Raw genomic sequence first — 24,188 nt, 5'->3', positions numbered from 1 at the left:
CGACGCGGCCCGTCGACCGGCCCGCGTGGGTGGTCACCCCTGACGAGTCTGCCCGGCGGCGCGGCGACCCGGGCGGCGGGTCGTACGTCACGGCATCGGCGCACACGGCGCGGCGTTCCGGCGCGGCGCACACGGCCCGGCGCACACGGCGTCGGCGCACACGGCAAGGCGCTCCGGGGCAGCGCACAGGGCGCGGCGCGAACCGGCGTCGGCGCACACGGCACGGCGCTCCGGGGCGGCCCGACGCCGACAGGGCCCCTCCCCCGCCGGAGCGTGGGGAGGGGCCCTGTCGGCGGAGCCGGAGGCGGTGGCGTCGGCAGCGATCGGGTCGGGCCGGACCGACCGGCGCGACCGATGCCGGAGATCAGCAGTCGGCAAGCTGACCGCGCAGCTTGCCGAGGGCGCGGGCGAGCAGCCGGGAGACGTGCATCTGGGAGACGCCGACCTGGGCGGCGATCTCGCTCTGCGTCAGGTTGCCGTAGAAGCGCAGGGTGAGGATCTTCTGCTCCCGCTCGTCGAGGGTGGCGAGCGCCGGGCCGAGGGCCACCCGCAGCTCCGCCAGCGCGAACTCGTCGTCCTCGGCGCCCAGCGTGTCGCCCAGCTCGGTGGCGCTGTCGCCGTCGCCGATCGGGGTGGACAGGGACACCGCGTTGTAGGCGCGGGCGCCCTCGAGGCCCTCCAGGACCTCTTCCTCGGTGATGTCGAGGTGGGCGGCGATGTCGGCGACCGTCGGGGCCCGGTTGAGGGTCTGGGTGAGGGCGCCGTTGGCCTCGGAGATGCGCAGCCGCAGCTCCTGCAGGCGGCGCGGGACCCGGATGTTCCAGGTGCGGTCGCGGAAGTGGCGCTTGATCTCGCCGAGGATCGTCGGGATGGCGAAGCCGGCGAAGTCGACGCCGCGGGAGGCGTCGAACCGGTCCACGGCCTTGATCAGCCCGAGTGCGGCGGTCTGGGCGAGGTCGCCGGTGGGCTCGCCGCGCCCGCTGTAGCGGTAGGCGAGGTGGTTGGCCAGCGGCAGCCACGCCTCGATGACCCGGTCCCGCAGCGCCGGCCGGTCGGGGTGCCCCTCGGGCAGGGCGGCGAGAGCGGTGATCAGCTCGCTCGCGCGGGACTCGTCGCCGACGGCCGGGGTGTCGACGTCGGTGGTGGTCTTCGGCGCGGTGGTCGTGGTGATCATGTCTGCCTTCCTGTCCCGCATGGCGCGGCCGCACCCGGAGGCGTCGACCGCAGTGCAGCAACCCTAGACCAAAGGCTGCCGCCATATCAACCGAACGGCCGATGGACGAAGCAACCAAAATGCCGCAAGTCACTCGGCAGAGGCTTCCGGCAGGTTCGGCGACGGGCGGGTGCCGGCGGTGGGGACGGGTTGGCGGCCGGCAGAACGGGGACATGCCGGCATGGGCGACATCCGGCACCGCCTCGCCGGCCGTCCGGGCCGACCCGACCGGGAGATCGAGGAAGCGTTCGACCGCGTCGTCGCCGAGGGCGGCACCCGGCTGGCCCGCCCGTGGCCGTCCCTGGTGGCCACCGGGCTGCTCGGCGGGATCGACGTGGGCACCGGCGTGCTGGCGTACCTCCTGGTCGAGCACGCCACCGGCCAGCCGCTGCTGGCCGGACTGGCCTTCGGCATCGGCTTCGTGGCGCTGCTGCTGGCCCGCGGCGAGCTGTTCACCGAGAACTTCCTGGTGCCGGTCACCGCGGTCGCGGCCGGCCACGGCACCCCGCGGGCGCTCGCCCGGCTCTGGGGCGTCACCCTGGCCGGCAACCTGCTGGGTGGCTGGCTCGTCGCCTGGCTGATCACCCGGGCCTACCCGGACCTGCGCGCCACCGCCGTCGACACCGGCGCCTACTTCGCCGACCTGGGGATCAACGCGCGGTCCTTCCTCCTGGCCGTGCTCGCCGGCATGGTCATCACGCTGATGACCCGCACGCAGCACGCCAGCGACAGCCTCGGCATCCGGGTGGTCGCCGCCCTGCTGTTCGGCGCCCTCCTCGCGGGCGGGCGGCTCTTCCACAGCGTGCTCGACTCGATCCTCATGTTCGCCGCGCTGACCGCCGGCGCGGCGCCGTTCGGCTACCTGGACTGGCTCGGCGCGTTGGCCTGGTCCGTCCTGGGCAACGTCGTCGGCGGCGTCGGGCTGGTCGCCTTCCTCCGCCTGGCCCGCGTCCCGCACCGGCTCGCCGACGAGCGCCGCCGGCACGGCCGCGGTTGAGGCGGGCGACGTACGCGGGCGGAACCGGGCGTGCGCGCAGTGTCGAGACGGCGGCGCGCGCGGGCGGGACCGGGCTCAGCCGGCGGCGGGGCCCACGTAGAGCCGGCTGACCGTCTCGGCGACGCAGACCGGCTTGGTGCCGGCGTCGCACTCCACGGTCACCCCGGTCACCAGTTGCACCCCGCCGTCCACCGGGGTCACCCCGGCGATGGTGGCGGTGGCCCGCACGGCGCTGCCCACGGGCACCGGGGCGGGGAACCGGACCCGGTTGAGCCCGTAGTTGACCCCCATCCGTACCCCCCGCACCCGGTAGAGCCGGCCGACCAGCGCCGGCACCAGGGACAGGGTGAGGAAGCCGTGCGCGATCGTGCCGCCGTACGGGCCGGCGGCGGCCCGTACGGCGTCGAGGTGGATCCACTGGTGGTCGTCGGTGGCGTCGGCGAACAGGTCCACCCGGCCCTGGTCGACGCGCTGCCACTGCCCGGGGCCGAGGGTCTCGCCGACCGCGGCCGCGAGGTCGTCGACGGAGGCGAACGTCCTCATGCCAGGTGCCCTCCGAGCTTCGTGTAGCCGCGCAGCAGGTCCCGCGCGATGATCAGCCGCTGCATCTCGTCGGTGCCCTCGAAGATCCGGTAGAGCCGGACCTGCCGGTACCACCGCTCGACGGGCAGCTCCCGGGTGTAGCCCATGCCGCCGTGGATCTGGAGGACCCGGTCGACCACCCGGTTGACCATGCCGGCGCCGTAGAGCTTCGCCATCGACGAGGCGTGCCGCGGGTCCATGCCCTGGTCCACCGTCCAGGCGGCCCGCAGGATGAGCCACCGGGCCGCCTCCAGCTCCGTCTCGGAGTCGGCGATCATCCACTGGATCGCCTGGTTCTCGCCGATCGGGCGGCCGAACGTGTGCCGGGTGTTGGCGTGGTCGACGGCCATCCGCAGGGCCCGCTCGGCGATGCCGACCGCGTGCGAGGGGATGGTGTAGCGCCCCTTGCCGATCCACTCCATCGCCAGGGCGAAGCCCTGGCCGGGCTCGCCGAGGATGTTGCGCCCGGGCACGCGTACGTCGTCGAAGACCAGCGAGGCCGGGCCGCCCTCGCCCATCGTCTGGATGAACTCCGAGCGCCAGCCCATCTCCCGGTCCACCAGGAAGGCGGTGGCGCCGCCGTTGCGGGCCCCCTTGTCGCGGTCGGTCACCGCGATGACGATGGCGAAGTCCGCCTCGTTGCCGCCGGTGATGAAGGTCTTCTCGCCGTTGAGGACCCAGTCGCCGCCGTCGCGGCGGGCGCTGAGCCTGATGTTGGCCGCGTCGGAGCCGGCCCCCGGCTCGGTGATCGCGAAGCAGCTGCGCCGCTCGCCCTCGATGGTCGGGATCAGGAACTCCCGCTTCTGCTCCTCGTTGGCGTGGAACAGGATGTTGTCGGCCTCGCCCCCGAAGCGGAACGGCACGAACGAGCGGCCGATCTCGGTCCAGATCAGCGACTGGGTCACCGCCGGCAGGTCCATGCCGCCGTACTCCTCGGGGGTGGCCAGCCCCCAGAAGCCGAACGCCCGCGCCCGGAGCTGCAACTCGCGCAGCTCGTCGGGTTCGAGGCCGGGCCGGTGGGCGCGTTCGCGCCGGAGCAGCTCCTGCTCCAGCGGCACGACCTCCTTGGTGATGAAGTCGCGGGCGGTGTCGCGGACGGCCCGCTCGGTGTCGGAAAGCGCGAAGTCCATGTCTCCTCCGGGTCCGTGAGGCGGTACGCGCGCCTCAGCGCGCGCCGCCGTTGACGTACAGGGTCTGGCCGCTGACGTACGAGGCGTCGTCGCTGGCCAGGAAGGCGATCACCGAGGCGATCTCGGCCGGCTGGGCGACCCGGCGCAGCGGGGTGTGCTCGGCGACCATCCGCTGGTGCTCCTCCGGCCTGCTGCCCACCCGCTCGGCGGTGGCGGCGGTCATCGCGGTGGCCACGTAGCCGGGGGCGACGGCGTTGACCGTGACGTCGAACGGGCCCAGCTCGACGGCGAGGGTGGCGGTCAGCCCCTGCACGCCCGCCTTGGCCGCCGCGTAGTTGACCTGGCCCCGGTTGCCCAGGGCGGAGCGGCTGCTCAGGTTGACGATCCGCCCGTAGCGGGCCTCGACCATGTGCCGCTGCGCCGCCTGGCAGCAGAGGAACATGCTCGTCAGGTTGGTGGTGAGCACCGCCTCCCACTCGGGCAGCGGCATCTTGAACAGCAGGTTGTCGCGGGTGATGCCGGCGTTGTTGACCAGCACGTGCAGCCCGCCGTACGCCCGGACCACCTGGTCGGTCATCGCGGCGACCGCCTCGGGGTCGGTCACGTCGCAGCCGATGCCGACGGCGCGGCCGCCGGCGGCGGTGATCTCGTCGGCGACGGCCCGGCTGCGGTCGGCGTCGAGGTCGACCACGGCGACGGCCGCGCCCTCGGCGGCCAGCCGGTGGGCGGTGGCGGCGCCGATGCCCTGCGCGGCGCCGGTGACGACGGCGACCCGGTCGGCGAATCTGGTCACGGTTGCTCCCTGGGGTCAGAAGGCGTTCACGCCGGTGAGCGCGCGGCCGATGAGGAGTTGCTGGATCTGGCTGGTGCCCTCGTAGAGGGTGGCGACGCGGGCGTCGCGCAGGTACTTGCCGACCGGGTACTCGTCGACGTAGCCGTAGCCGCCGAAGACCTGGACGGCGTTGTTCGCCGCGCGGACGGCGGCCTCGCTGGCGAAGAGCTTGGCCATCGACGCCTCGGTGGCGAACGGCTCGCCCCGGTCGATCAGGTCGGCCACCCGCCAGACCAGCAGCCGCGCGGCGGCGGTGTCGACGGCGATCGCGGCGAGCAGTTGCTGCACGAGCTGGTGGGCGGCGATGGGCTTGCCGAACTGGGTGCGCTGCCCGGCGTATCCGACGGCCGCGTCGAGGCAGCCCTGGGCGATGCCGACGCAGCCGGCGGCCACCGACATGCGGCCCTTGGCCAGGGTGGACAGCGCCAGCCGGAAGCCGGCGCCCTCCTCGCCGAGGCGCGCGGAGTCGGGCACCCGTACGTCGTCGAAGCGCAGCTCGCCGGTGGCCTGGCCGCGCAGGCCGAGCTTGCCGTGGATCTCCCGGCGGGTCAGGCCGGGCGCGTCGGTGGGCACCAGGAACGCGGTGACGCCCCGGTGGCCCGGCCCGCCGGTGCGGGCGAAGACCAGCGCGACGTCGGCGGTGGTGCCGTTGGTGATGAACGTCTTCGTGCCGGTGATCAGCCAGTCGCCGCCGTCGCGGACGGCCCGGGTGGTCAGCGCGGCCGCGTCCGAGCCGCTGTCCGGCTCGGTCAGCGCGAAGCAGCCGAGCGCGGCGCCGGAGCAGAGCCGGGGCAGCCACCGCGCCCGCTGCTCCGCGGACCCGTGCGCGGCGACGGACTTGGCGACCAGGCCGAGCGAGACGGAGACGATGCCCCGCACCGACGAGTCGCCCCGGCCCAGCTCCTCCAGCACGAGGCAGTAGGAGAGGTGGTCGCCGCCGGAGCCGCCGTCGTCCTCGCCGATGGTCAGCCCGAGGAAGCCGAGCCGGCCGAGCTTGCCGACGATCTCCGGGTCGACCGACTCGCGCCGGTCCCAGGTCGTCGCGTGCGGTCGCACCTCCCGGTCGACGAAGTCGGCGGCGAGCCGGCGGACCGCGACCTGCTCGGCGGAGAGCTGAAGGTCCATGCGGCATAAACTAGCGGTGCAAGTTTAATTCCGTCCAGACCCCGTGTGGCAGAGTCTGCGGCGGACCCACCCCAGGGAGGAGGAACGGATGCCCCGGCCACGGCAGGCGCTGCTCAGCCGGCAGCGGATCGTCGAGGCCGCCGCCGCGCTGATCGACGCCGAGGGCCTGGAGGGCTTCTCCACCCGCCGGCTCGCCGCCGAACTCGGGGTGCGGGGCCCGTCGCTCTACAACCACTTCGCCACCAAGGACGAGATCCTCGACGCGGTGGCCGACAGCATCACCGGCCAGGTCGACGTGTCGTTCTTCGGCCACGTCGACTGGCGGGAGGCGCTGCGTCGGTGGGGGCACTCCTACCGCGCGGCGCTGGCGGCGCACCCGAACATCGTGCCGTACCTGGCCCGGGGGCCGGGGCGCCGACCGGCCGCGCTGGCCATGGCCGACGCCGTCTACGGCGGGCTCGTCGCCGCCGGGTGGCCGCCCGCCCGGGCCACCCACATCGGCGCGCTGATGCGCTACTTCGTCGCCGGCTCGGCGCTCGGCTCGTTCGCCCGGGGCTTCGTCGAGGACCCGGGGCTGTACGCGGAGCAGTACCCGCACCTGACCCAGGCCCACCGGCTGGCCGAGCATCAGCAGCGGGTCGACGAGGGCGCGTTCGCCCTCGGCCTCGACGCGCTCGTCGACGGGCTGTCGCGCACGTACGAGGCGCAGATCGGGCCGTTGCCACCCCTCCCGCCCGGCGACACGGCGTACTAAGGTCAAAACTTGCACTGCTAGTTTCCGGCCGACGTACGTGAGGGGCGCGATGGATCTCGCACGGACCGACTTCTACCTCGACGGACAGTGGGTCGCCGCCGGGCCCGGGGAGACCGTCGAGGTGCGCAACCCGGCCACCGAGCAGGTCATCGCGACCGTGCCGGCCGGCACGGCGGCCGACGTCGACCGGGCCGTCGCGGCGGCCCGCGCCGCCTTCCCCGGCTGGGCCGACACCGCGCCCGCCGACCGGGCGGCCCGCCTGGACCGGCTGCACGCCGCGCTCACCGCCCGCGCCGACGAGATCGCCCGCACCGTCGCCCTGGAACTGGGCACCCCGCTGAAGGTGGCCACCCGGGTCCAGGCCGGCCTGCCGCTGACCGTGCTGCACAGCTACGTCGAGCTGGCCGCCCGGCCGCCGGCCGACGAGACGGTCGGCAACTCGCTTGTCGTCCGGGAGCCGGTCGGCGTGGTCGGGGCGATCACCCCGTGGAACTACCCGCTGCACCAGGTCGTCGCGAAACTGGCCCCCGCCCTGGCCGCCGGCTGCACGGTGGTGCTCAAGCCCAGCGAGCTGACCCCGCTGACGGCGTACCTGCTCTTCGAGGCGATCCACGAGGCCGGCTTCCCGCCCGGCGTGGTCAACCTGGTCACCGGCACCGGCCCGATCGTGGGCGAGGCGATCGCCGCGCACCCCGACGTCGACATGGTCTCCTTCACCGGCTCGACCGCCACCGGCCGGCGGATCTCGCACCTCGCCGCCGACCGGATCGCCCGCGTCGCCCTGGAACTCGGCGGCAAGTCCGCCAACGTCGTCCTCGACGACGCCGACCTGGCCACGGCGGTCAAGGTCGGGGTCGGCAACGCGTTCCTCAACTCCGGCCAGACCTGCACCGCCTGGACGCGGCTGCTGGTGCACCGCGACCGCTACGACGAGGCCGTCACCCTGGCCGCCGAGGCCGCGGCCGGCTACCGGCTCGGCGACCCGTTCGACCCGGCCACCCGGCTCGGCCCGCTCGTCTCCGCCGCCCAGCGGGAACGGGTCACCGGCCACGTCGCCCGGGGGCTGGCCGACGGCGGCCGGCTGGTCGCCGGCGGTCCCGACGCCCCGCTGCCCGAGCGCGGCTTCTTCGTCGCCCCGACGGTGATCGCCGACGTCGACCCGGACAGCGCCCTGGCGCAGGAGGAGGTCTTCGGCCCGGTGCTCGCCGTCATCCCGTTCGGCGACGACGACGAGGCGGTGGCCATCGCCAACAACTCGCGGTACGGGCTGGCCGGGGCGGTCTGGTCCGCCGACGACGAGCGGGCGCTGCGGGTGGCCCGGCGGCTGCGTACCGGCGCCGTGGACGTCAACGGCGCCCCGTTCAACCCGCTCGCCCCGTTCGGCGGCTACAAGCAGTCCGGCCTCGGCCGCGAGCTGGGCCGCCACGGGCTGGACGAGTTCCTCCAGACCAAGGCGATCCAGCGGTGAGGGCGCTCGTCGTCCGGGCCGCCGGCGAGCCGCCGCGGGTGGAGGAGGTGGCCCTGCCCGCGCCCGGCCCGGGCGAGGTGCGGGTGGACGTCCGGGCCGCCGGGGTGTGCCACTCCGACCTGTCCATGGTCGACGGCACGCTCGCGCCGCCGTACCCGCTGGTGCTCGGGCACGAGGCGGCGGGCGTCGTGGTCGAGGTCGGCGACGGGGTCTCCCGGGTCGCGCCCGGCGCGCACGTGGTGCTCAACTGGGCGCCGCCCTGCCGGCGGTGCTGGTACTGCGGGCACGGCGAGCCCTGGCTCTGCGAGCGCTCCGGCTCGCCGGCGTCCGCCCGGGGTCACACTGCGGCCGGCGAGCCGCTGCACGTCACGCTCGGCCTCGGCGCCCTCGCGGAGGCGGTGGTGGTGCCGCAGGAGGCGGTGATCCCGGTCCCGGCGGAGCTGCCGTTCGAGGCCGCCGCGCTGCTGGGCTGCGCCGTGCTCACCGGCGTCGGCGCGGTACGGCGCACCGCGCGGGTGGCCGCCGGCGAGTCGGTGGCCGTCATCGGCCTCGGCGGGGTGGGGCTCTCGGCGGTCTCGGCCGCCCGGGCCGCCGGCGCGGGCCGGGTGCTCGCCGTCGACGTCTCGCCGGCCAAGGCGGGGCTGGCCGCCGCCGCCGGCGCCACGGACTTCCTGCTCGCCGACGAGTCGCTCAACCGGGCGATCCGGCAACGCACCGAGGGCCGGGGCGTCGACCACGCGATCGAGTGCGTCGGGCGCAGCGCCACCATCCGTACGGCGTGGCGGGCCGCCCGGCGCGGCGGCCAGGTCATCGTCGTCGGCATGGGCGCCAAGGACGACGTGGTGGGCCTCGGCGCGCTGGACATCTTCCACTCCGCGCGGACGCTGCGCTCCTCGGTGTACGGCTCGTCGGATCCCGACCGGGAGGTGCCCGAGCTGGCCCGGGCCGTGCTCGACGGCTCCCTCGACCTCGCTCCCCTGATCACCGACCGGTGCGACCTGGACGGCGCCGCCGCGGCGTTCGACCGGATGACCCGCGGCGAGGGCGCCCGCACCGTCGTACGGCCCTGACCCGGCCCGGGCGCGCAGCAGGGTCTTCGGGCTGCGGGTTGTCGGTCTCCGCGGCCGGCATCAGCAGCGCCCGCCGCGACCCGGTCCACCTGGGACGGCGGGCCGGCCGCTCTCCCTGACGGTCGCGGCGTCCGGCGGCGGCTCGTCGACCCGGCGGTCGATCTAGGACAGCGCCCGGGCCAGCTCGGTGCGGGAGCGGATGCCGAGTCGGTGGAAGATGTTGCGCAGGTGGTGGTCGACGGTGCGGGTGGACAGGAACATCCGGGCGGCGATCTCCCGGTTGGTGGCGCCCTCGGCGACGAGCTGCGCGATCCGCAGTTGCTGGCCGGTCAGCAGCCGGGCCGCCGACAGGTCCGGCCCGCCGACGGACTCCCCGGCCGCCCGCAGCTCCGTGGTGGCCTGCTCGGCCCACGCCGCGAGCCCGAGCAGGTCGAAGGTCTCCCGGGCGGCGTGCAGGTGCTCGCGGGCGTCCCGGGGGCGGCGGCTGCGGCGCAGCTCGCGGCCGAGGAGCAGCTCGGTGCGGGCCCGCTCGAACGCGGCGGCGTCCCCCGGGTGCAGCCGCAACGCGTCACGGAACCGGCGCTCGGCCTCGGCGCTGCCCCGGGGCGCGAGCAGCGCGTGGCAGCGCGCCGACAGCGCCCGGCGGGACGGGCTGGCGGTGCTGCTGGCCCAGCGGTCGAAGACGGCGAGCGCGGCGGCGGCCGCCGGCCGGTGGGCCGAGCCGGCCGCGGCCTCCACCAGGTACGGGGTGGCCATCACCTGGATCAGCACCTGCCCGCGCCCGGTGCCCGGCCGGGCCAGCGCCGTCAGCCGGGCCGCCGCGGCGGCGTGCCGTCCGTCGACCAGGTCGAGCACCGCGAGGGCCCACTGCGCCAGCGCCCGGGGCCGGCTGTGCGGGGCGGGCCCCTCGCCGATCTCCCGGATCCGGCGCAGGCTCGCCTCCCGGTCGGCCCGTACGGCGGCCAGCACCGCCAGCATGCCCAGGTGGACGCCGGCGGAGTTGACCTGACCGGTGTCGCGGGCCACGCGCAGACCCTCCCGAGAGCTGTCCGCCGCGGCCTCGTGCCGGCCCAGCCAGTACTCGGCGATCGCGCGCAGTTCCAACGCCCGGGGCAACACCGAGAGCTCTCCCTCGGCGCGCGCCAGTTCGACGGCGCGCCCGGCGAGCCGGTGGGCGGCGTTGTCGACCGCGACCAGCAGGCCGGCGACGGCCGCGCAGGTCAGGGCGGTCGGGGTCAGCGCCGGCCCGGTCAACCGGTTGCCGAGCACGACGGCCCGCCGCAACGCCGGGCCGCCCCGGTCGTGCTCGCCGCGCAGCGTGGCGGCCGCCCCCGTGACCAGCGCGCCCATCAGCTCGGCGGCGGGCGGGTCGCCCGGGCGGCGCAGCGCCGACGCCCGCCGCGCCACCTCCGCGTACCGGTACTGGTCGCCGGCGAAGCAGACCGCCTCGCCGGCCCGCACCAGCGCGCCGAGGGCGGCGAGGCGGTCGGTGCCGGAGACCGGCCCGGCGGCGGCCAGCAGCGTGGCCGAGGCGACCGACGGCGAGCCGCACCGCAGCTCCAGCTCCCCGCGGAGCAGGTCGGCTCGGCCCGCCAGCAGGGGGTCGGCCGGGCCGGGCGGCAGCCCGGCCAGCAGCCGGCGGGCCCGCTGCGGGCGGCCCGCCGACCAGGCGTGGCGGGCGGCGGCGACGAGGCGGGCGGCGGCGTGCCGGGGCTCGGCGCTGAGTTCGGCGGCCCGGTGCAGCGCCGCCGCCGCGGCCTCCCCCGTCGCGTCGGCGGCTGCCGCCTCGAGTTCCGCCGCCAGCGCCGGGTCCGGGCGCTCGGCCGCGGCGGCGAGGTGCAGGGCGCGGCGCAGCCGCTGCGCGGGGCCGTCGAGTACGCCGGCCAGCAGCAGGTGGGCCGCGCGCCGCTCGGCCAGCGGCGCGCCGTCGACCACCACCGCCCGGGCCGGCGGTTGCGGCAGGGCGATCCGCCCCGGGCCGACCCGGACCAGGCCGGCGGCCTCGGCCGGGGCGAGCGCCTCGACGGTCGTGCCGGCGGCGCGCGCGGCCCGTACCAGGGTGGCCGGGTCGCCGTCCTCGTCGAGCGCGGCGAGCAGCAGCACGCGGCGGGTGTCGGCGGGCAGCCGCTCCAGGCGGGCCCGGTAGCCGCGGCCCAGCGCGCCGTCGACCGGCGGCGCCTCGGGCAGCGGCTCGTCGCCCCGGCGCTGCCCCGGGGTGAGCACCTCGGCGATGTCGACCAGGGCCTGCGGGTTGCCGCCGGCGGTCGCGGTCAGCGCGGCGGCCACCGCCGGCGCGATCCCCGGCACGCGGTCGGCGAGCAGGGCGGCGCCGGCGCGCTCGTCGAGCGGCGCGAGCCGGTGCTGGGGCACCCCGCCGAACGCGGCGTCGGCGCCGGCGGTGAGCAGGACGGTGACCGGCAGGTGGCGCAGCCGTCGGGCCACGAAGCCCAGCACGTCGGCGGTCGGCTGGTCGCCCCGGTCGACGTCGTCGACGGTGCAGAGCAGCGGGCGTTCCCGGGCGGCGACGGCGAGCAGCCTGAGCACGGCCATGCAGAGGGCGAGGCGACGGTGGGCGGGGCAGCCCTCGCCGGCCAGCGTCCGGCACAGCACCCGGCGCTGCGGCTCGGGCAGCGCGTCGGCGCGGTCGAGCACCGGGTCGAGCAGGCGTTGCAGGCCCGCGTACGGCAGTTCCGCCTCCTCCGCCAGGCCGGCGCCGGCCAGGACGGTGCGGTTGCCCGCGTGGCGGTGGGCGTAGGCGACGAGCGCGCTGCGGCCCGTGCCCGGCTCGCCCCGCAGCAGCAGCGCCGCACCCCTGTCCGGCCCGCCGTCGAGCAGCCGGCGGAGGGCCAGGCACTCGGCGTCGCGCCCCCACAGTCCGGGTAGTTGCACTGTCGATGCACTAACCATGCATCGAGTTTTACCTATAAGTAACCGGAAGGAAAGAGTCGGCTGCCCGCCGGCGCCGGCGGCGTCAGCCGCTCGCCGCGCCGGCCAGCAGCGCGCCCACGGTGCGCGCCATCACCGCCCTGGCCTGGTCGACGCCGAGCCCCAGCCCGTCGCGCAGCATCGACCACGCCGGCCACATGCTCGCCGCGACCAGGGCGTGCACCAGCTGCTCCCGGCCCGGCCCCGCCTGGGCCAGCTCGGCGGCGAAGAGCCGCTCCACCTCGTCGCGGACCCGGGCGATGTGCTTCAGCCGGTTGCGGTGCAGCTGCTCGGACACCGGCTCGCGCATCTGCGCGGCCCGGGCCGACGGCGCGATGAGCTGGAGCAGCCGGGCGCGCTGCCGGCAGTAGGCGTCGACCCGCTTGGCCAGCGGCAGCGCGGGCGAGACCGGCCGGTACGCGGCGTCCTGCTGCCGGAGCACCTCCGCGCCGCTGGCCTCGAAGAGGGTCTCCATGTCCTTGAAGTTGGTCCAGAGCGTCCGCAGCGAGATGCCGGCCCGCTCGGCGATGCGCTCGCCGGTCGGTCGCAGGTCGCCCTCCGAGATGAGCGCGAGGTGCGCCTCGACGATCGCCGCCCGGGTACGCGCCGCCCGGGCCGTCCGCCCGTCGACCCGGCCCGGTGCCTCGACCCCGCCCATCCGCGCTCTCCCCCTCGCCGCCATCTCGCCCACCGCCTCGCGAGTCTAGACGCGCGCCGCGTCGCGATCCGGCTGGTGCCGGCGCAGCTCCCGGCGGGCCAGCGACTGCCGGTGCACCTCGTCCGGGCCGTCGGCCAGCCGCAGCGCGCGGGCCCGGGCCCAGAGCCCGGCCAGCGGCGTGTCCTGGCTGACCCCCGCCGCCCCGTGCGCCTGGATGGCCCGGTCGATCACCCACTCGGCGGTCGCCGGCACCGCGATCTTGATCGACTGGATCTCGGTGTGGGCGGCCCGGTTGCCGACGGTGTCCATCAGCCAGGCCGTCTTGAGCACCAGCAGCCGCGCCTGCTCGATGCGGACCCGGGCCTCGGCGATCCAGTCCCGGATCACGCCCTGCCCGGCCAGCGGCCCGCCGAACGCGTGCCGGTCGGCGACCCGGCGGCACATCAGCTCGACGGCCCGTTCGGCCATGCCGAGCAGCCGCATGCAGTGGTGCACCCGGCCCGGCCCGAGGCGGGCCTGGGAGATGGCGAAGCCGTCGCCCTCCGCCCCGACCAGGTTCTCCGCCGGCACCCGGGCGTCGACGAAGTCGATCTCGGCATGGCCGCCGTGGTCGCCGTCGTCGTAGCCGAAGGTCCGCAGGCCGCGGCGGACGGTGACCCCGGGGGTGTCGCGGGGCACCAGGATCTGGCTCTGCCGCCGGTGCCGGGGCGCGGTCGGGTCCGTGCGTCCCATCACGACGAAGACCGCGCAGCGCGGGTTGAGGGCTCCGGTGACGAACCACTTCCGGCCGTTGACCACGTAGTCGTCGCCGTCGCGCTCGATGCGGGTGGCGATGTTGGTGGCGTCCGACGAGGCGACGGCCGGCTCCGTCATCGCGAACGCCGAGCGGATCCGGCCGTCCAGCAGCGGGGTGAGCCAGCGCTCCCGCTGCGCCGGGGTGCCGAACTCGGCCAGCAGCTCCATGTTGCCGGTGTCCGGCGCGGCACAGTTCAGCGCCACCGGGGCGAGCGCGGGCGACCGGCCGGTGATCTCAGCCAGCGGCGCGTACTGGAGGTTGGTCAGGCCCGCGCCGTGCCCGCCGGGGAGGAAGAGGTTCCACAGGCCGCGGCGACGGGCCTCGGCCTGCAGCTCGGCGACCACCGGCGGGGCGGCCCACGGGTCGGCCCCGGCGCGCACCTGCTCGGCGAAGACCGGCTCGGCCGGGTACACCCGCTCGGCCATGAAGGCGAGCAGCCGTTCCCGCAGGCGCTCGGTGGTCTCGTCGTGGCGGAAGTCCATCAGGCGTTCTCCATCCTCGGTGGCGGCGGCGCGCCGGCCGGGCGGGGGCGTCGCCGCACGCGCCCACCGGCAGGTCCCGCACCGGCCGACGGGCGCGGGAGCGCGGCAGCCGACGGGCGCGGGAGCGCGGCAGCCGACGGGCGCAGAAACGCGCCGGCCGACGGGCGCGGGAGCGCGGCGGCCGGGTGCCGGACCGGCCCGTGGGCGGGCGGCTCAGCCATGCCGGTGGTGCTCGGCGTCGCGCTGGGTCCGGTTCATGGCGCGCAGCCAGCGGTCCGGGTCGGCGGCGCGGCGGGCGTACCAGGCGGCCACCTCCGGGTGGGGCAGCACCAGGAAGCGGTCGTCGGCCAGCGCCGCGCTGACGCACTCCGCCACCTGCTCGCAGCTGACCGCGCCGGCGTCGAGCAGGGTCGCGCTCAACTCGTCGGCGGCGGCCAGCATCGGCGTGCGTACCCCCTGCGGGCAGAGCGCCTGGACGGTGACCCCCCGGTGGGCGTAGGTGGCCCGCAGCCACTCGGCGAACGCCAGCGCCGCGTGCTTGGTGACCGAGTAGGGCGCCTTGCCGAGCAGGGTGAGCAGCCCCGCCGCGGAGGCGGTGACCAGCAGCCGGCCCCGGCCGGCGGCGAGCCAGTGCGGCAGCAGCTCGCGCGCGGCGAGCACGTGCGCCATCACGTTCACCCGCCAGGCCCGCTCCCACGCCTCGTCGGGGGCGTCGACCCCGCCGCCCGGAGCCACCCCGGCGTTGGCGCAGAACAGGTCGACCGCGCCGAGGCGCTCCCGGGCGAAGCCGACCAGGGCGGCCACCCCGGCGGGATCGGCCGCGTCGCCGGGGCAGGCGTACCCGCCGACGCGCGCCGCCACCGCGCGGGCGGCTCCCGCGTCGACGTCGTTGACCACCACCCGGGCGCCGTCGGCGGCGAACCGGGCGGCCAGCGCGGCCCCGATGCCGGAGCCGGCCCCGGTGACCACCACGCCCGCCCCGGCAACCGTCAGCCCGCGCGCGGCGGGCGGTGGAATCATCCGGCGATCCGGCCGGCGAGGCCGACGCCGCCGTCGAGGACGAGGGTCTGCCCGGTGATCCAGGCGGCGTCGGCGGAGGCGAGGAAGGCGACCGTGCCGGCCACGTCCTCCGGTACGCCGAGCCGCCCGAGCGGGTACGCGCGGGCGACCTCCTCCTCCCGGCCCTCGTGCAGCGCCGCGGCGAAGCGGGTCTTCACCACCGCGGGGGCGACCGCGTTGACCCGGACCGCCGGGGCGAGCTCGACGGCCAGGCACGCGGTGAGGTGGTTGAGGGCCGCCTTGCTCACCCCGTAGAACGCGATGCCGGGCGACGGGGTGAGGCCGGCGATCGAGGAGACGTTGACGACGCAGCCGCCCCGCTCGGCCATCCCGGCGCCGCACACCTGCTGCACCCAGCCGAGCGCGCCGACGAGGTTGACGTCGAGGATCTTGCGGGCCGCGGCCAGGTCCAGCTCGGCGAGGGATCCGTGGACCGGATTGATGCCGACGTTGTTGACCAGGACGTCCACCGGCCCGAACGCCTCGGTGACCAGGCGGACCGCCTCCCGGCGGTGCTCCGCGTCGTCGGCCCGGCCGGGCACGGCCACGGCGCGGGCGGGGCCGCCCAGCTCGGCGACGGCCTCGGCCAGCGCCTCGGGACGCCGGGCGGTCAGGCCGACCCGGGCGCCCTCGGCGACCAGCCGGCGGGCGACCGCGAGGCCGATCCCGCGACTGGCCCCGGTGACGAGAGCGACCTGGCCGGACAGCCGGCCTGAATCTGCATTCACGATGCAGATAGTAGGAGGGGTGCGCCCGGGCGTCAACGAGCACCGCCGATGAAATTCTCACATCCCGTTGACACGGCCGCCGAGATAACTGCACCTTCAGTGCACATAGCGTTCCCCGCTCGGGAAAGGACCTCCGCCATGCCGGAAGCCGTCATCGTCGCCGCCGCCCGATCACCGATCGGCCGGGCGCACAAGGGCTCCCTGCGCGACCTGCGCGCCGACGACCTGGCCGCCACGATCGTGCGGGCCGCCCTCGACCAGGTGCCGCAGCTCGACCCGGGCGAGATCGACGACCTGATGCTCGGCTGCGGCCAGCCCGCCGGCGAGCAGGGGCACAACCTCGCCCGGGTGGTGGCCGTCCTGCTCGGGCTGGACCACCTGCCGGGCACGACCGTCAACCGGTACTGCTCGTCGTCCCTGCAGACCACCCGGATGGCGCTGCACGCCGTCCGGGCCGGGGAGGGGCACGTCTTCGTCTCGGCGGGCGTCGAGTGCGTCTCGCGGTACGACCGGGGCCGCGCCGACGGGAACCCGGGCGGCACCAACCCCGCCTTCGCCGGCGCCCTGGCCCGCACCGCGACCCGGGCCGCCGGCGGCGCGCCGACCTGGCACGACCCGCGCGAGGACGGCGACCTGCCGGACGTCTACCTCGCCATGGGGCAGACCGCCGAGAACGTCGCCCGGTTGCGCGGGGTGTCCCGGCTCAGCCAGGACGAGTTCGCCGTACGGTCGCAGCTGCTGGCCGAGAAGGCGATCGCCGACGGCTTCTGGGCCCGCGAGATCACCCCGGTCGCCGTGCCGGGCGGCGCGGTGGTCTCCGCCGACGACGGGCCGCGCGCCGGAGTGACCCTGGAGGCGGTGGCGGCGCTGCCGCCGGTGTTCCGGCCCGACGGCACGGTGACCGCCGGCAACTGCTGCCCGCTCAACGACGGCGCCGCCGCCCTCGTCGTGATGTCCGACGTGCGGGCCCGCGAGCTGGGGGTGACCCCGCTGGCCCGGATCGTCGCCACCGGCCTGAGCGCCCTCTCCCCCGAGATCATGGGGCTCGGGCCGGTCGAGGCGTCCCGGCAGGCGCTGCGCCGCGCCGGCATGTCCGTCCGCGACGTCGACCTCGTCGAGATCAACGAGGCGTTCGCCGCCCAGGTCCTGCCGAGCGCGCGTGAACTGGGCGTCGACTGGGACCGCCTCAACGTCAACGGCGGCGCGATCGCGGTCGGCCACCCCTTCGGCATGACCGGCGCCCGGATCACCACCACCCTGATCAACTCCCTGCGCTGGCACGACCACCAGATCGGGCTGGAGACCATGTGCGTCGGCGGCGGCCAGGGCATGGCGATGATCATCGAGCGGCTGAGCTGACACCGGCGGTCGGCGCGTCCCGACCGCGCCCGGCCACCGTGGACCGGGCGCGGTCGGAGCGCCCGCGCGGGCGGGCCTCCGCGCGGTAGGGGCGCCCGCACGGACGCGCATTCGCGCAGTCGGGCAATTGCCCGGTCCGGGCGCCTGCGCAGTCGGGCAGTCCGGGCGCCCGCGCCGGCATCGGCCACGCGGGCGGCCCGGCCGCCGGGCGCGGGCCACCCGTCCGACGTGGACTCAGGAGGCCGACGGGATCCCGTTGGCGGGCGGCGCCACCGGCTGGGCCGCGTACTCGCGCACCGGCCCGTCGCCCTCGTCGGTCTCGTACGTCGGCCCGAAGTAGGTCTGTGCTCCCCCGCTGACCCGGTTGAGCCGCTGCCCGCCGTAGCCGGAGTGGTCGGTGGCGGAGTATCGCAGCGGGGCCAGCCCCGGGCCCTGGTAGCCGCCCTTGCCGACCGCCTCCAGCACCCCCTCCCGGGTGAGGTCCCGGCCGGCGGCCTGGAGCACCTGGACGAAGAGGTAGCCGACCGCCATGCCGTAGACGGTGTTGCCGTCGAACGGCGCGTCGCCGTTGTGCTCCTTGTTGATCCTGGTGAAGAGCTGGATCCAGGGGTTGGCGGCGTCGTTCTGCATCGGCAGGTAGTTGGCTCCGATCATGCCCTCCAGCAGCCCCGCGTTGGCGCCGAGCTGCTTGGCCAGGGTCGGCTGGTCGGCGCCGACGTTGGAGACGAGCCACTGGGGCTTGAAGCGCAGCCGCGCGGCGGTGCCGACGGCGAGCGCCGTGAAGCCGGGCACGGTGGCGAGGATGACGACCTCGCACCCGGCCGCCTTGAACGCGCCGATCTGGGGCGCCACGTTGGGGTTGCTGGTGACGTACGTCTGCTTGGCCACCACGGCGCCGGCCCCCAGCACCTTCTCCACGCCCGCCAGGCTGTCCCGCCCGAAGTCGTCGTCCTGGCCGAGGAAGCACACCTTGCGTCCGGGCAGCTCGGTCTTGACGTGGTGGGCCAGGATCTTGCCCTCGACCGTGTAGTCGGGGTTGAACCCGAACGTGCCGGGATAGCGGTCGGGCTGGTCCCAGCTGCGGCTGCCCGAGGCGACGAAGAGGTCGGGCACTCGGTTGCTCTTGAGGAAGTCGAGCACGCCGCTGTGCGTCGGCGTGCCGAGCCCGTTGAGGACGGCGAAGACCTTGTCCTGGAGGACGAGTTGGCGCACCACCTGCTGGGTGTTCGCCGGGTTGTAGCCGTCGTCCATCACCTTGTAGGTGATCTTGCGGCCGTGCACCCCGCCGTTGGCGTTGACGTAGTCGAAGTACGCCTTCGTCGCCGGGGCGATCTTCGAGTAGCCGGCCGCCGCCGGGCCGGTGAGCGGCATGTGGGTGCCGACCACGATCTCGGTGTCGGTGACGCCGGGCACCGGACCGCGGCCTGCGCCGCCGCCGTCGTCGCTACAGCCGGCGGCGGTGACGAGCAGGGTGATGGCGCTGGCGATCGCGAGCGCGCGTCGTGTCGAGGGTCGCATGGGGACACCGACCTTTCCTCGGTCCGGTTGGGTGGTGGGCGGGTGGGGCGGGTGCGCGTCCGGCGGAGCCGGAAGGTTCAGGAGCGTCGCCGGCCCGGCAGGCGGGCGGTCAGGGCCCGGCCGAGCCGGGCCAGCAGGCCCTGCACGCCGCCGGGCGCGGCGATCATGACGAGGACCAGCGTCACCCCGAAGATGGCCAGCGGGAGGTTGCCCTCCATCCGCTGCGCCGCCGCCGGGGAGAGGTCGAGCCGCTCGGTCAGGGCGTGGGTGAGGTCGGGCAGGACGACCAGCAGCACGGCGCCCCACACGGCGCCGGTCAGGCTGCCCAGGCCGCCGACGACGACGGCCATCAGCAGGAACAGCGACAGCGTCAGGGAGAACGCCCCCGGCGACACGCTCTGCGCGAGCACCGCGAGCAGGGCGCCGCCGAGGCCGGCGCCGGCGGCGCTGACCACGAACGCGAGGACCTGGGTGCGGGCGACGTGGATGCCGACGAGCCGGGCGGCGACCTCGTCGTCGCGGACCGCCCGGAAGGTGCGGCCGTAGCGGCTGCGGACCAGGTTGGCCAGCAGCAGCAGCGCGAGCAGGGTGGCCGCCGCGGTGACCCAGAGCTGCCACCGCTCGTAGGGGAAGTACGGGCCCAGCGCCGCCGGCGGGGGCTCGACCGGCACCGCCAGCCCCTGCTCGCTGTTGAGGACGCCGTCGAAGGTGACGGTCAGCGCCGGCACCACCACCGCGACGGCGAGGGTGACGCCGGCCAGGTACGGCCCGCGCAGCCTCGCGGCGGCCGCCCCGACCACGGCGCCCACCGCGAGGGCGGCCAGGACGGCGGCGCCCAGCGAGACCGGCAGCAGCCAGCCGCCGGTCACCCCGGCGTCGGCGAAGGCGTTCTGGCACAGGGCCGTGGTGTACGCCCCGGTCGCCATGAGCGCGCCGTGCCCCAGCGAGAGCTGCCCGTTGAGCCCGGTGAGGACGGTCAGCCCGGCGGTGGCGCAGAGGTAGGCCGCCACGGTGGCGAGCTGGAAGTTGCGGAACGGCTCCAGCCCGTAGCTGGCGGCCACCAGCAGCAGGGCGGCGACGGCCGCGACGCCGAGGTGGCGCAGCAGGGTCGGTACGCGGCGCGCGTCGGCCGGACCGGCGGCGACCGCCCGCGCGCTCGGCGGGGTCGCCGCCCGGGTGGCGGTCACACCCGCCTCGCCGCGACCGGGGCGAACAGCCCGCCCGGGCGGACCAGCAGCACGGCCAGCAGCAGCACCAGCACCGCGAGCGGGGTGAGGTCGCTGCCGGCGTACCCGCTGACGTAGGAGAGCACCAGGCCGACCGCGAGGCCGCCGACCACCGCCCCTGGTGGGCTGTCCAGCCCGCCGACCACGGCGGCGGTGAACGCCGAGACGAAGACCAGGTCCATCGCGTGCGGGTGCAGGCCCAGCTCGGTGGGGATGACCAGCATGCCGGCCAGCGCGCCGACCCCGGAGGCCAGCGCCCAGCCCAGCGTCAGCATTCCGCCGACGTTCACCCCGAGCAGCCGGGAGACCTCGGGCGCGAAGGCCGCCGCGCGCATCCGCAGGCCCACCGCCGTGCGGGTGAAGGTCCAGGCCAGCCCGACGACCACGACCGCGACCGCGGCGAAGACGAACAGGTCGTACGGCGAGAGGACGGCGACCCCGCCGACGGTCAGCGCGGTGCGGGAGAAGGGCGCCTCGGCGGGGCGGAACTCGTTGCCGTAGACCATGCCCAGCACCGCCTGGATCAGCAGCACCAGCCCGAGCGCGACGATCACCGGGTTGAGCGGCGACGCGTGGTCGACGAAGCGCATCACGGCCACGTCGACGAGCGCGCCGAGCAGCAGCCCGGCGGCCAGCGCGGCGACGAAACCCAGCCAGTACGAGCCGGTCGCGGCGGCGACGCCGTAGGCCACGTAGGCGCAGGCGACGGCCATCGCGCCCTGCGCGAAGTTGACGATCCGGGCGGCCCGCCAGATGAGCACCAGGGCCAGCGCGAACGCCGCGTAGACCGCCCCCCTGGACAGGCCGTCGAGGGTGAGGAAGACGAAGCGGTCCAACGGTCCTCCCTTTGCGGGGACGAGGTGGTCAGAAGCCGAGGTAGGCGTGGCGGAGGTCGGTGTCGTCGCGCAGCCGGGCGGCGGGCGCGGTGGTCACGACCCGGCCCAGGGACATCACCACGCCCTGGTCGGCGACCGAGAGCGCGCTGCGCACGTTCTGCTCGACGAGCAGCACGGTCAGCCCGGTGTCGTCGCGCAGCCGACGCAGCAGGGCCATGGTCTGGGCCACCACCCGGGGCGCCAGCCCGAGTGACGGCTCGTCGAGCAGCAGCAGCCGGGGGCGGCCCACGAGGGCCCGGCCGAGGGCGAGCATCTGCCGCTCGCCGCCGGAGAGCTGGTGGCCGAGGTGGCGACGCCGCCGGGCCAACGGCGCGAAGAGCTGGTAGACCTCGTCGAGCGCGCGGGCCGCGTCGGGCCGGTCGCGTCGCCACAGCCCGCCGAGGCGCAGGTTCTCCTCCACCGTCAGCTCGCCGACGACGCCGCGCCCCTCCGGCACGTGCGCCATGCCGCGGCGCACGAGCTGCTCCACGGGCACGCCGCGCAGGTTTTCCCCCGCCAGCACGACGCGGCCGGCCGCCGGGCGCAGCATGCCCGACAGGGCCCGCAGCAGAGTGGTCTTGCCGGCGCCGTTGGCCCCGACCACCGCCGCGATGGCGCCGCGGGGAACGGTGAGGTCGACCTCGTGCAGCACCGGCGCGGCGCCGTAGCCGGCGACCAGCCCCCGCACCACCAGCAGGTCCTCGTCGCTCATGCCCGCGCTCCGCGTCGCCGCGGGCCGGCGGCCGGCGCCACCGCGCCGCGCCCGGCGATCCGCCCGCTCATGCCGCGGCCTCGTCGACGGCGGCGCCGAGGTAGGCGTCGGTGACGGCCGGGTCGTCGCGCACCTCGTCCGGCGTGCCGGCCGCGATCACCCGGCCGAAGTCGAGCACGACGATCTCGTCGCAGACCGACATCACCAGGTCCATGTGGTGCTCCACCAGCAGCACCGCGCACGGGTCGACCGCGCGCCGGGGCAGCTCGCGGATCAGCTCCGCCAGCTCGGCGATGTCGTCGCCGCCCAGGCCGCCGGCCGGTTCGTCGAGCAGCAGCAGCCGGGGCCGCGCGGCGAGCGCGCGGGCCAGCGCGACCCGCTGGCGTACGGCGAAGGGCAGCGTGCCCGGCGCGGCGTCGGCGTGCCCGGCGACGCCCAGGCCGTCGAGCACGTCGAGGGCGTGCCGGCGCAGCCGGCGCTCGTCGCGGTCGCTGCGCGGCAGCCCGAGCAGGGCGGGCAGGAATCCGGCGCGGGCCGTGTGGGTGGCGCCCGTCATCACGTTCTCCAGCACGGTGAGGCCGGCGAACAGCCCGGTGCCCTGGAGCGTCCGGGCGATGCCCAGCCGGGTCAGCCGGTGCGGGCGGGGTCGCAGCGGCCGGCCGTCGAGGGTCAGCGAGCCCTCGTCCGGGGTGACGAAGCCGCAGACGACGTTGAACAGGGTGGTCTTGCCGGCGCCGTTGGGGCCGATGACCCCGACCACCCGGCCGGGAGGCACCCGCACGGAGACGTCGTCGAGGGCGGTGAGGCCACCGAAGCGCACCCCGACGTGGTGCAACGCGAGCCCTTGCTCCATCACCCATCCTCGGGATCCGACGGCAGTTATTTACACTGGGAGTGTACGTTTCTCAGGTCCGCCGTCAATACCTTCGATGCGCCGCCGTCGCACGCACCAGGATCCCCGCCCACCCGGCGGTGGGACCCGCCCGTTTCCGCACCGACCGGGCAGCCCGCCGTGGGCCGGACGCGCCAAGGGGCGGCCGCGCGCGGCGGCCGCCCCCGGTGCCCGTCAGGCGCTCGGGCAGGTGTTGCGGTACTCCTCGATCGCGAGGCCGCTCGGGCCCGGGCAGAGGAACTGCTCGTAGCGGGTGTCGTCGTCGACGAAGCGCTTCAGCCAGGCCACCGCCTGCCGCGCGGTGGGCGTGTTGACCGTCTGCGGGAAGAAGTGGCTCGCCCCGTTGAGCTCCAGGTACGCCTTCTCCGACGCGGCGGGGATGCTGGTGTAGAACGGCTCGGAGTGCGACGAGACGGGCGCGATGCTGTCGCTCTCGCCGCCGATGATCAGCGTCGGCACCCGGACGTCGGACCAGCTCTTGTCCAGGTTCCACGGCGCGAGCGGCACGGCGGCCTGCAGCGACGGCCGGGCGACGGCGGCCTCCAGGCTGCCGCCACCGCCCATCGAGTGCCCGGACACCGCGAGCCGGGTGGGGTCGATGCGGCCGCGCACCGAGCTGCGCTCCACCAGGTAGTCCAGCGCGGCGAGCAGCTGGCGTCCCCGGCTGTCCGGCTGGTCGAGGCGGGTGTTGGTCTCGATGCCGATCACCACGAACCCGTGCGAGGCGATCCTCGGCCCGAGCCAGTCGATGCTGGACCAGGAGGCGGTGTAGCCGGGCGAGATGGCGACGGCGCCGAAGGTGCCCTCGCTGGTGCTGGTCGGGTAGTAGATGACGCCGCCGCCGAAGCCGGTCACGCTGAGCGAGGAGACGCTCTGCGAGGAGGTGGCGAAGGGGCCGCGGCTGGCCTCCAGCAGCGCGACGGTCGGGTCGGGGCCGCGCTCGTACGGGTTGTCGGCGGCGCTGGCAGCCGACGGGGCGGCCAGGGCGGCGGTGGCGGCCAGGACGGCGGCCAGGGCCAGCCCGGCGGCGCGGACGGCGAAACGGGGACGGGTGGCGGTTGGTGATGACACGTCGGGCACTCCCTGCGGGTCGGGGCATATCGACGTGCATCAGTCTTCGTCGATGGCGAGGGCCGCGCATCGGCGAAATCGCCAGTCCCGACCGACGGGCGCGCCCCGCCCCGGCGCGCGGATGCGGCTCGCGTTCCGGTTGCCGATACTGAGGCGCACTCACACGGAAGACACGTCCGCGCCGCCGGCGTTGCGCCCCGGCGCGGGAGAGGAGACTCCATGAGCGACACCGCTGCGAAGTCCAGGGCGGTCGGCTCCACCGTCCGGCTGCTCTCGGTCCTGGTCATCGTCGCCGGCGTGATCATGCTGGTCGGCGGGGCCGCCACCTGGTTCACCGTGCAGAGCCAGCTCGCCGACGAGCGCATCACCGTCTCCGAGGACGCGGACTGGTTCGCCGGCGAGAAGATCGACGGGCCGCTGACCGCGTACGCGGAGGCCGAGGTGATCGAGAAGCACTCGCTGGAGGCCAGCGGCGGCAAGACCTACGCCGAGCTCGACCGGCAGGACCCCACCCGCCAGACCGTCATGACCGGCTCGTTCCTGCGTTCCTCGCTGTTCACGTCGGTCGTGTCCTTCGGGATCGCCGCCCTGGCGATGGGCCTCGGCGTGGTGCTCGCCCTGATCGGGTACTCCCTGCTGTCGCTCTCCCGCCGGCTCGACGCCCTCGCCGCCCCGGCGCCCGCCACGGCCTGACCCGCGGCGGCCGGCCGCCGGGA

At 75.9% G+C, this 24,188-nt stretch carries 22 protein-coding genes; 6 read left to right on the top strand and 16 right to left on the bottom strand.

The window, feature by feature from the left end; all coding sequences use genetic code 11:
• Positions 1-364: 364 nt before the first annotated feature.
• Positions 365-1,174 carry a SigB/SigF/SigG family RNA polymerase sigma factor gene (locus tag ACWENR_RS15460; RefSeq protein ID WP_452277650.1) on the bottom strand — a complete coding sequence of 270 codons (810 nt, stop codon included), beginning with the start codon at positions 1,172-1,174 and terminating at the stop codon, positions 365-367.
• Positions 1,175-1,394: 220 nt separating this feature from the next.
• Between ACWENR_RS15460 and ACWENR_RS15455 the strand changes: the two genes are divergently transcribed.
• Complete coding sequence (locus tag ACWENR_RS15455) at positions 1,395-2,210, top strand: formate/nitrite transporter family protein (RefSeq protein ID WP_452277649.1); 816 nt, start codon at positions 1,395-1,397, stop codon at positions 2,208-2,210.
• Between the two features lie 75 nt (positions 2,211-2,285).
• On the opposite strand, the gene ACWENR_RS15450 is transcribed toward ACWENR_RS15455, so the two are convergent.
• The 4 genes from ACWENR_RS15450 to ACWENR_RS15435 are packed head-to-tail and all read right to left on the bottom strand — an operon-like array spanning position 2,286 to position 5,879.
• A complete protein-coding gene (locus tag ACWENR_RS15450) occupies positions 2,286-2,753 on the bottom strand; it encodes a MaoC family dehydratase (RefSeq protein WP_452277648.1) in 468 nt (155 codons plus the stop codon).
• On the bottom strand, positions 2,750-3,922 hold the full coding sequence (locus tag ACWENR_RS15445) for an acyl-CoA dehydrogenase family protein (RefSeq protein WP_452277647.1): 1,173 nt from the start codon (positions 3,920-3,922) through the stop codon (positions 2,750-2,752). Before ACWENR_RS15445 ends, ACWENR_RS15450 begins: the two co-directional genes overlap by 4 nt.
• A 34-nt stretch (positions 3,923-3,956) precedes the next feature.
• The gene (gene fabG / locus ACWENR_RS15440) at positions 3,957-4,715 is read right to left on the bottom strand and encodes a 3-oxoacyl-ACP reductase FabG (RefSeq protein WP_452277646.1); all 759 of its coding nucleotides are present in this window, start codon (positions 4,713-4,715) and stop codon (positions 3,957-3,959) included.
• Positions 4,716-4,730: 15 nt separating this feature from the next.
• Entirely contained in the window at positions 4,731-5,879 is a 1,149-nt protein-coding gene (locus ACWENR_RS15435; protein WP_452277645.1) for an acyl-CoA dehydrogenase family protein, read from the bottom strand.
• Positions 5,880-5,967: 88 nt separating this feature from the next.
• Here ACWENR_RS15435 and ACWENR_RS15430 point away from each other — a divergent pair, with 88 nt between their 5' ends.
• The 3 genes from ACWENR_RS15430 to ACWENR_RS15420 are packed head-to-tail and all read left to right on the top strand — an operon-like array spanning position 5,968 to position 9,171.
• A complete protein-coding gene (locus ACWENR_RS15430) occupies positions 5,968-6,633 on the top strand; it encodes a TetR/AcrR family transcriptional regulator (RefSeq protein WP_452277644.1) in 666 nt (221 codons plus the stop codon).
• A gap of 49 nt (positions 6,634-6,682) precedes the next feature.
• Entirely contained in the window at positions 6,683-8,101 is a 1,419-nt protein-coding gene (locus ACWENR_RS15425) for an aldehyde dehydrogenase family protein (protein WP_452277643.1), read from the top strand.
• Positions 8,098-9,171, top strand: coding sequence for an alcohol dehydrogenase catalytic domain-containing protein (locus ACWENR_RS15420; RefSeq protein ID WP_452277642.1), 1,074 nt, complete (start codon positions 8,098-8,100; stop codon positions 9,169-9,171). Before ACWENR_RS15425 ends, ACWENR_RS15420 begins: the two co-directional genes overlap by 4 nt.
• Positions 9,172-9,333: 162 nt before the next feature.
• Here ACWENR_RS15420 and ACWENR_RS15415 read toward each other — a convergent pair whose 3' ends face one another.
• From ACWENR_RS15415 to ACWENR_RS15395, 5 genes are all read right to left on the bottom strand, one after another.
• Positions 9,334-12,060, bottom strand: a complete 2,727-nt coding sequence (locus ACWENR_RS15415; RefSeq protein ID WP_452277641.1) for a LuxR C-terminal-related transcriptional regulator — start codon at positions 12,058-12,060, stop codon at positions 9,334-9,336.
• A gap of 82 nt (positions 12,061-12,142) precedes the next feature.
• A complete protein-coding gene (locus ACWENR_RS15410) occupies positions 12,143-12,754 on the bottom strand; it encodes a TetR/AcrR family transcriptional regulator (RefSeq protein WP_452277640.1) in 612 nt (203 codons plus the stop codon).
• 45 nt (positions 12,755-12,799) lie between these two features.
• Positions 12,800-14,032 (bottom strand): acyl-CoA dehydrogenase family protein, encoded by a 1,233-nt coding sequence (locus tag ACWENR_RS15405; RefSeq protein WP_452277639.1) that lies wholly within the window; start codon positions 14,030-14,032, stop codon positions 12,800-12,802.
• A gap of 213 nt (positions 14,033-14,245) precedes the next feature.
• On the bottom strand, positions 14,246-15,052 hold the full coding sequence (locus ACWENR_RS15400; RefSeq protein ID WP_452277638.1) for an SDR family NAD(P)-dependent oxidoreductase: 807 nt from the start codon (positions 15,050-15,052) through the stop codon (positions 14,246-14,248).
• Positions 15,049-15,819, bottom strand: coding sequence for an SDR family oxidoreductase (locus ACWENR_RS15395; protein WP_452277637.1), 771 nt, complete (start codon positions 15,817-15,819; stop codon positions 15,049-15,051). The genes ACWENR_RS15400 and ACWENR_RS15395 overlap by 4 nt, the downstream gene beginning before the upstream one ends.
• Positions 15,820-15,957: 138 nt before the next feature.
• On the opposite strand from ACWENR_RS15395, the gene ACWENR_RS15390 reads away from it, so the two are divergent.
• Positions 15,958-17,178: an acetyl-CoA C-acetyltransferase gene (locus ACWENR_RS15390; RefSeq protein ID WP_452277636.1), complete on the top strand. Its 1,221-nt coding sequence runs from the start codon at positions 15,958-15,960 to the stop codon at positions 17,176-17,178.
• Positions 17,179-17,412: 234 nt separating this feature from the next.
• Here the strand turns inward: ACWENR_RS15390 and ACWENR_RS15385 are convergent, their stop codons facing one another.
• The 6 genes from ACWENR_RS15385 to ACWENR_RS15360 all read right to left on the bottom strand — a co-directional run bounded on the left by ACWENR_RS15385 (position 17,413) and on the right by ACWENR_RS15360 (position 23,472).
• The gene (locus ACWENR_RS15385; RefSeq protein ID WP_452277635.1) at positions 17,413-18,696 is read right to left on the bottom strand and encodes an ABC transporter substrate-binding protein; all 1,284 of its coding nucleotides are present in this window, start codon (positions 18,694-18,696) and stop codon (positions 17,413-17,415) included.
• A 77-nt stretch (positions 18,697-18,773) separates the two neighbouring features.
• Entirely contained in the window at positions 18,774-19,883 is a 1,110-nt protein-coding gene (locus ACWENR_RS15380) for a branched-chain amino acid ABC transporter permease (protein ID WP_452277634.1), read from the bottom strand.
• Positions 19,880-20,758, bottom strand: a complete 879-nt coding sequence (locus tag ACWENR_RS15375) for a branched-chain amino acid ABC transporter permease (RefSeq protein ID WP_452277633.1) — start codon at positions 20,756-20,758, stop codon at positions 19,880-19,882. Before ACWENR_RS15375 ends, ACWENR_RS15380 begins: the two co-directional genes overlap by 4 nt.
• Positions 20,759-20,786: 28 nt before the next feature.
• Positions 20,787-21,509: an ABC transporter ATP-binding protein gene (locus ACWENR_RS15370; protein ID WP_452277632.1), complete on the bottom strand. Its 723-nt coding sequence runs from the start codon at positions 21,507-21,509 to the stop codon at positions 20,787-20,789.
• A gap of 67 nt (positions 21,510-21,576) precedes the next feature.
• On the bottom strand, positions 21,577-22,362 hold the full coding sequence (locus tag ACWENR_RS15365) for an ABC transporter ATP-binding protein (protein WP_452277631.1): 786 nt from the start codon (positions 22,360-22,362) through the stop codon (positions 21,577-21,579).
• Positions 22,363-22,575: 213 nt separating this feature from the next.
• On the bottom strand, positions 22,576-23,472 hold the full coding sequence (locus tag ACWENR_RS15360; protein WP_452277630.1) for an alpha/beta hydrolase family protein: 897 nt from the start codon (positions 23,470-23,472) through the stop codon (positions 22,576-22,578).
• 219 nt (positions 23,473-23,691) lie between these two features.
• Here ACWENR_RS15360 and ACWENR_RS15355 point away from each other — a divergent pair, with 219 nt between their 5' ends.
• Positions 23,692-24,165 carry an aromatic ring-opening dioxygenase LigA gene (locus ACWENR_RS15355; RefSeq protein WP_452277629.1) on the top strand — a complete coding sequence of 158 codons (474 nt, stop codon included), beginning with the start codon at positions 23,692-23,694 and terminating at the stop codon, positions 24,163-24,165.
• Positions 24,166-24,188: the final 23 nt, after the last annotated feature.

The sequence above is a fragment of the Micromonospora sp. NPDC004336 genome (assembly GCF_053602615.1).
The sequence above is the reverse complement of the archived record's forward strand: the minus strand, read 5'-3'. Positions and strand labels throughout refer to the sequence as shown.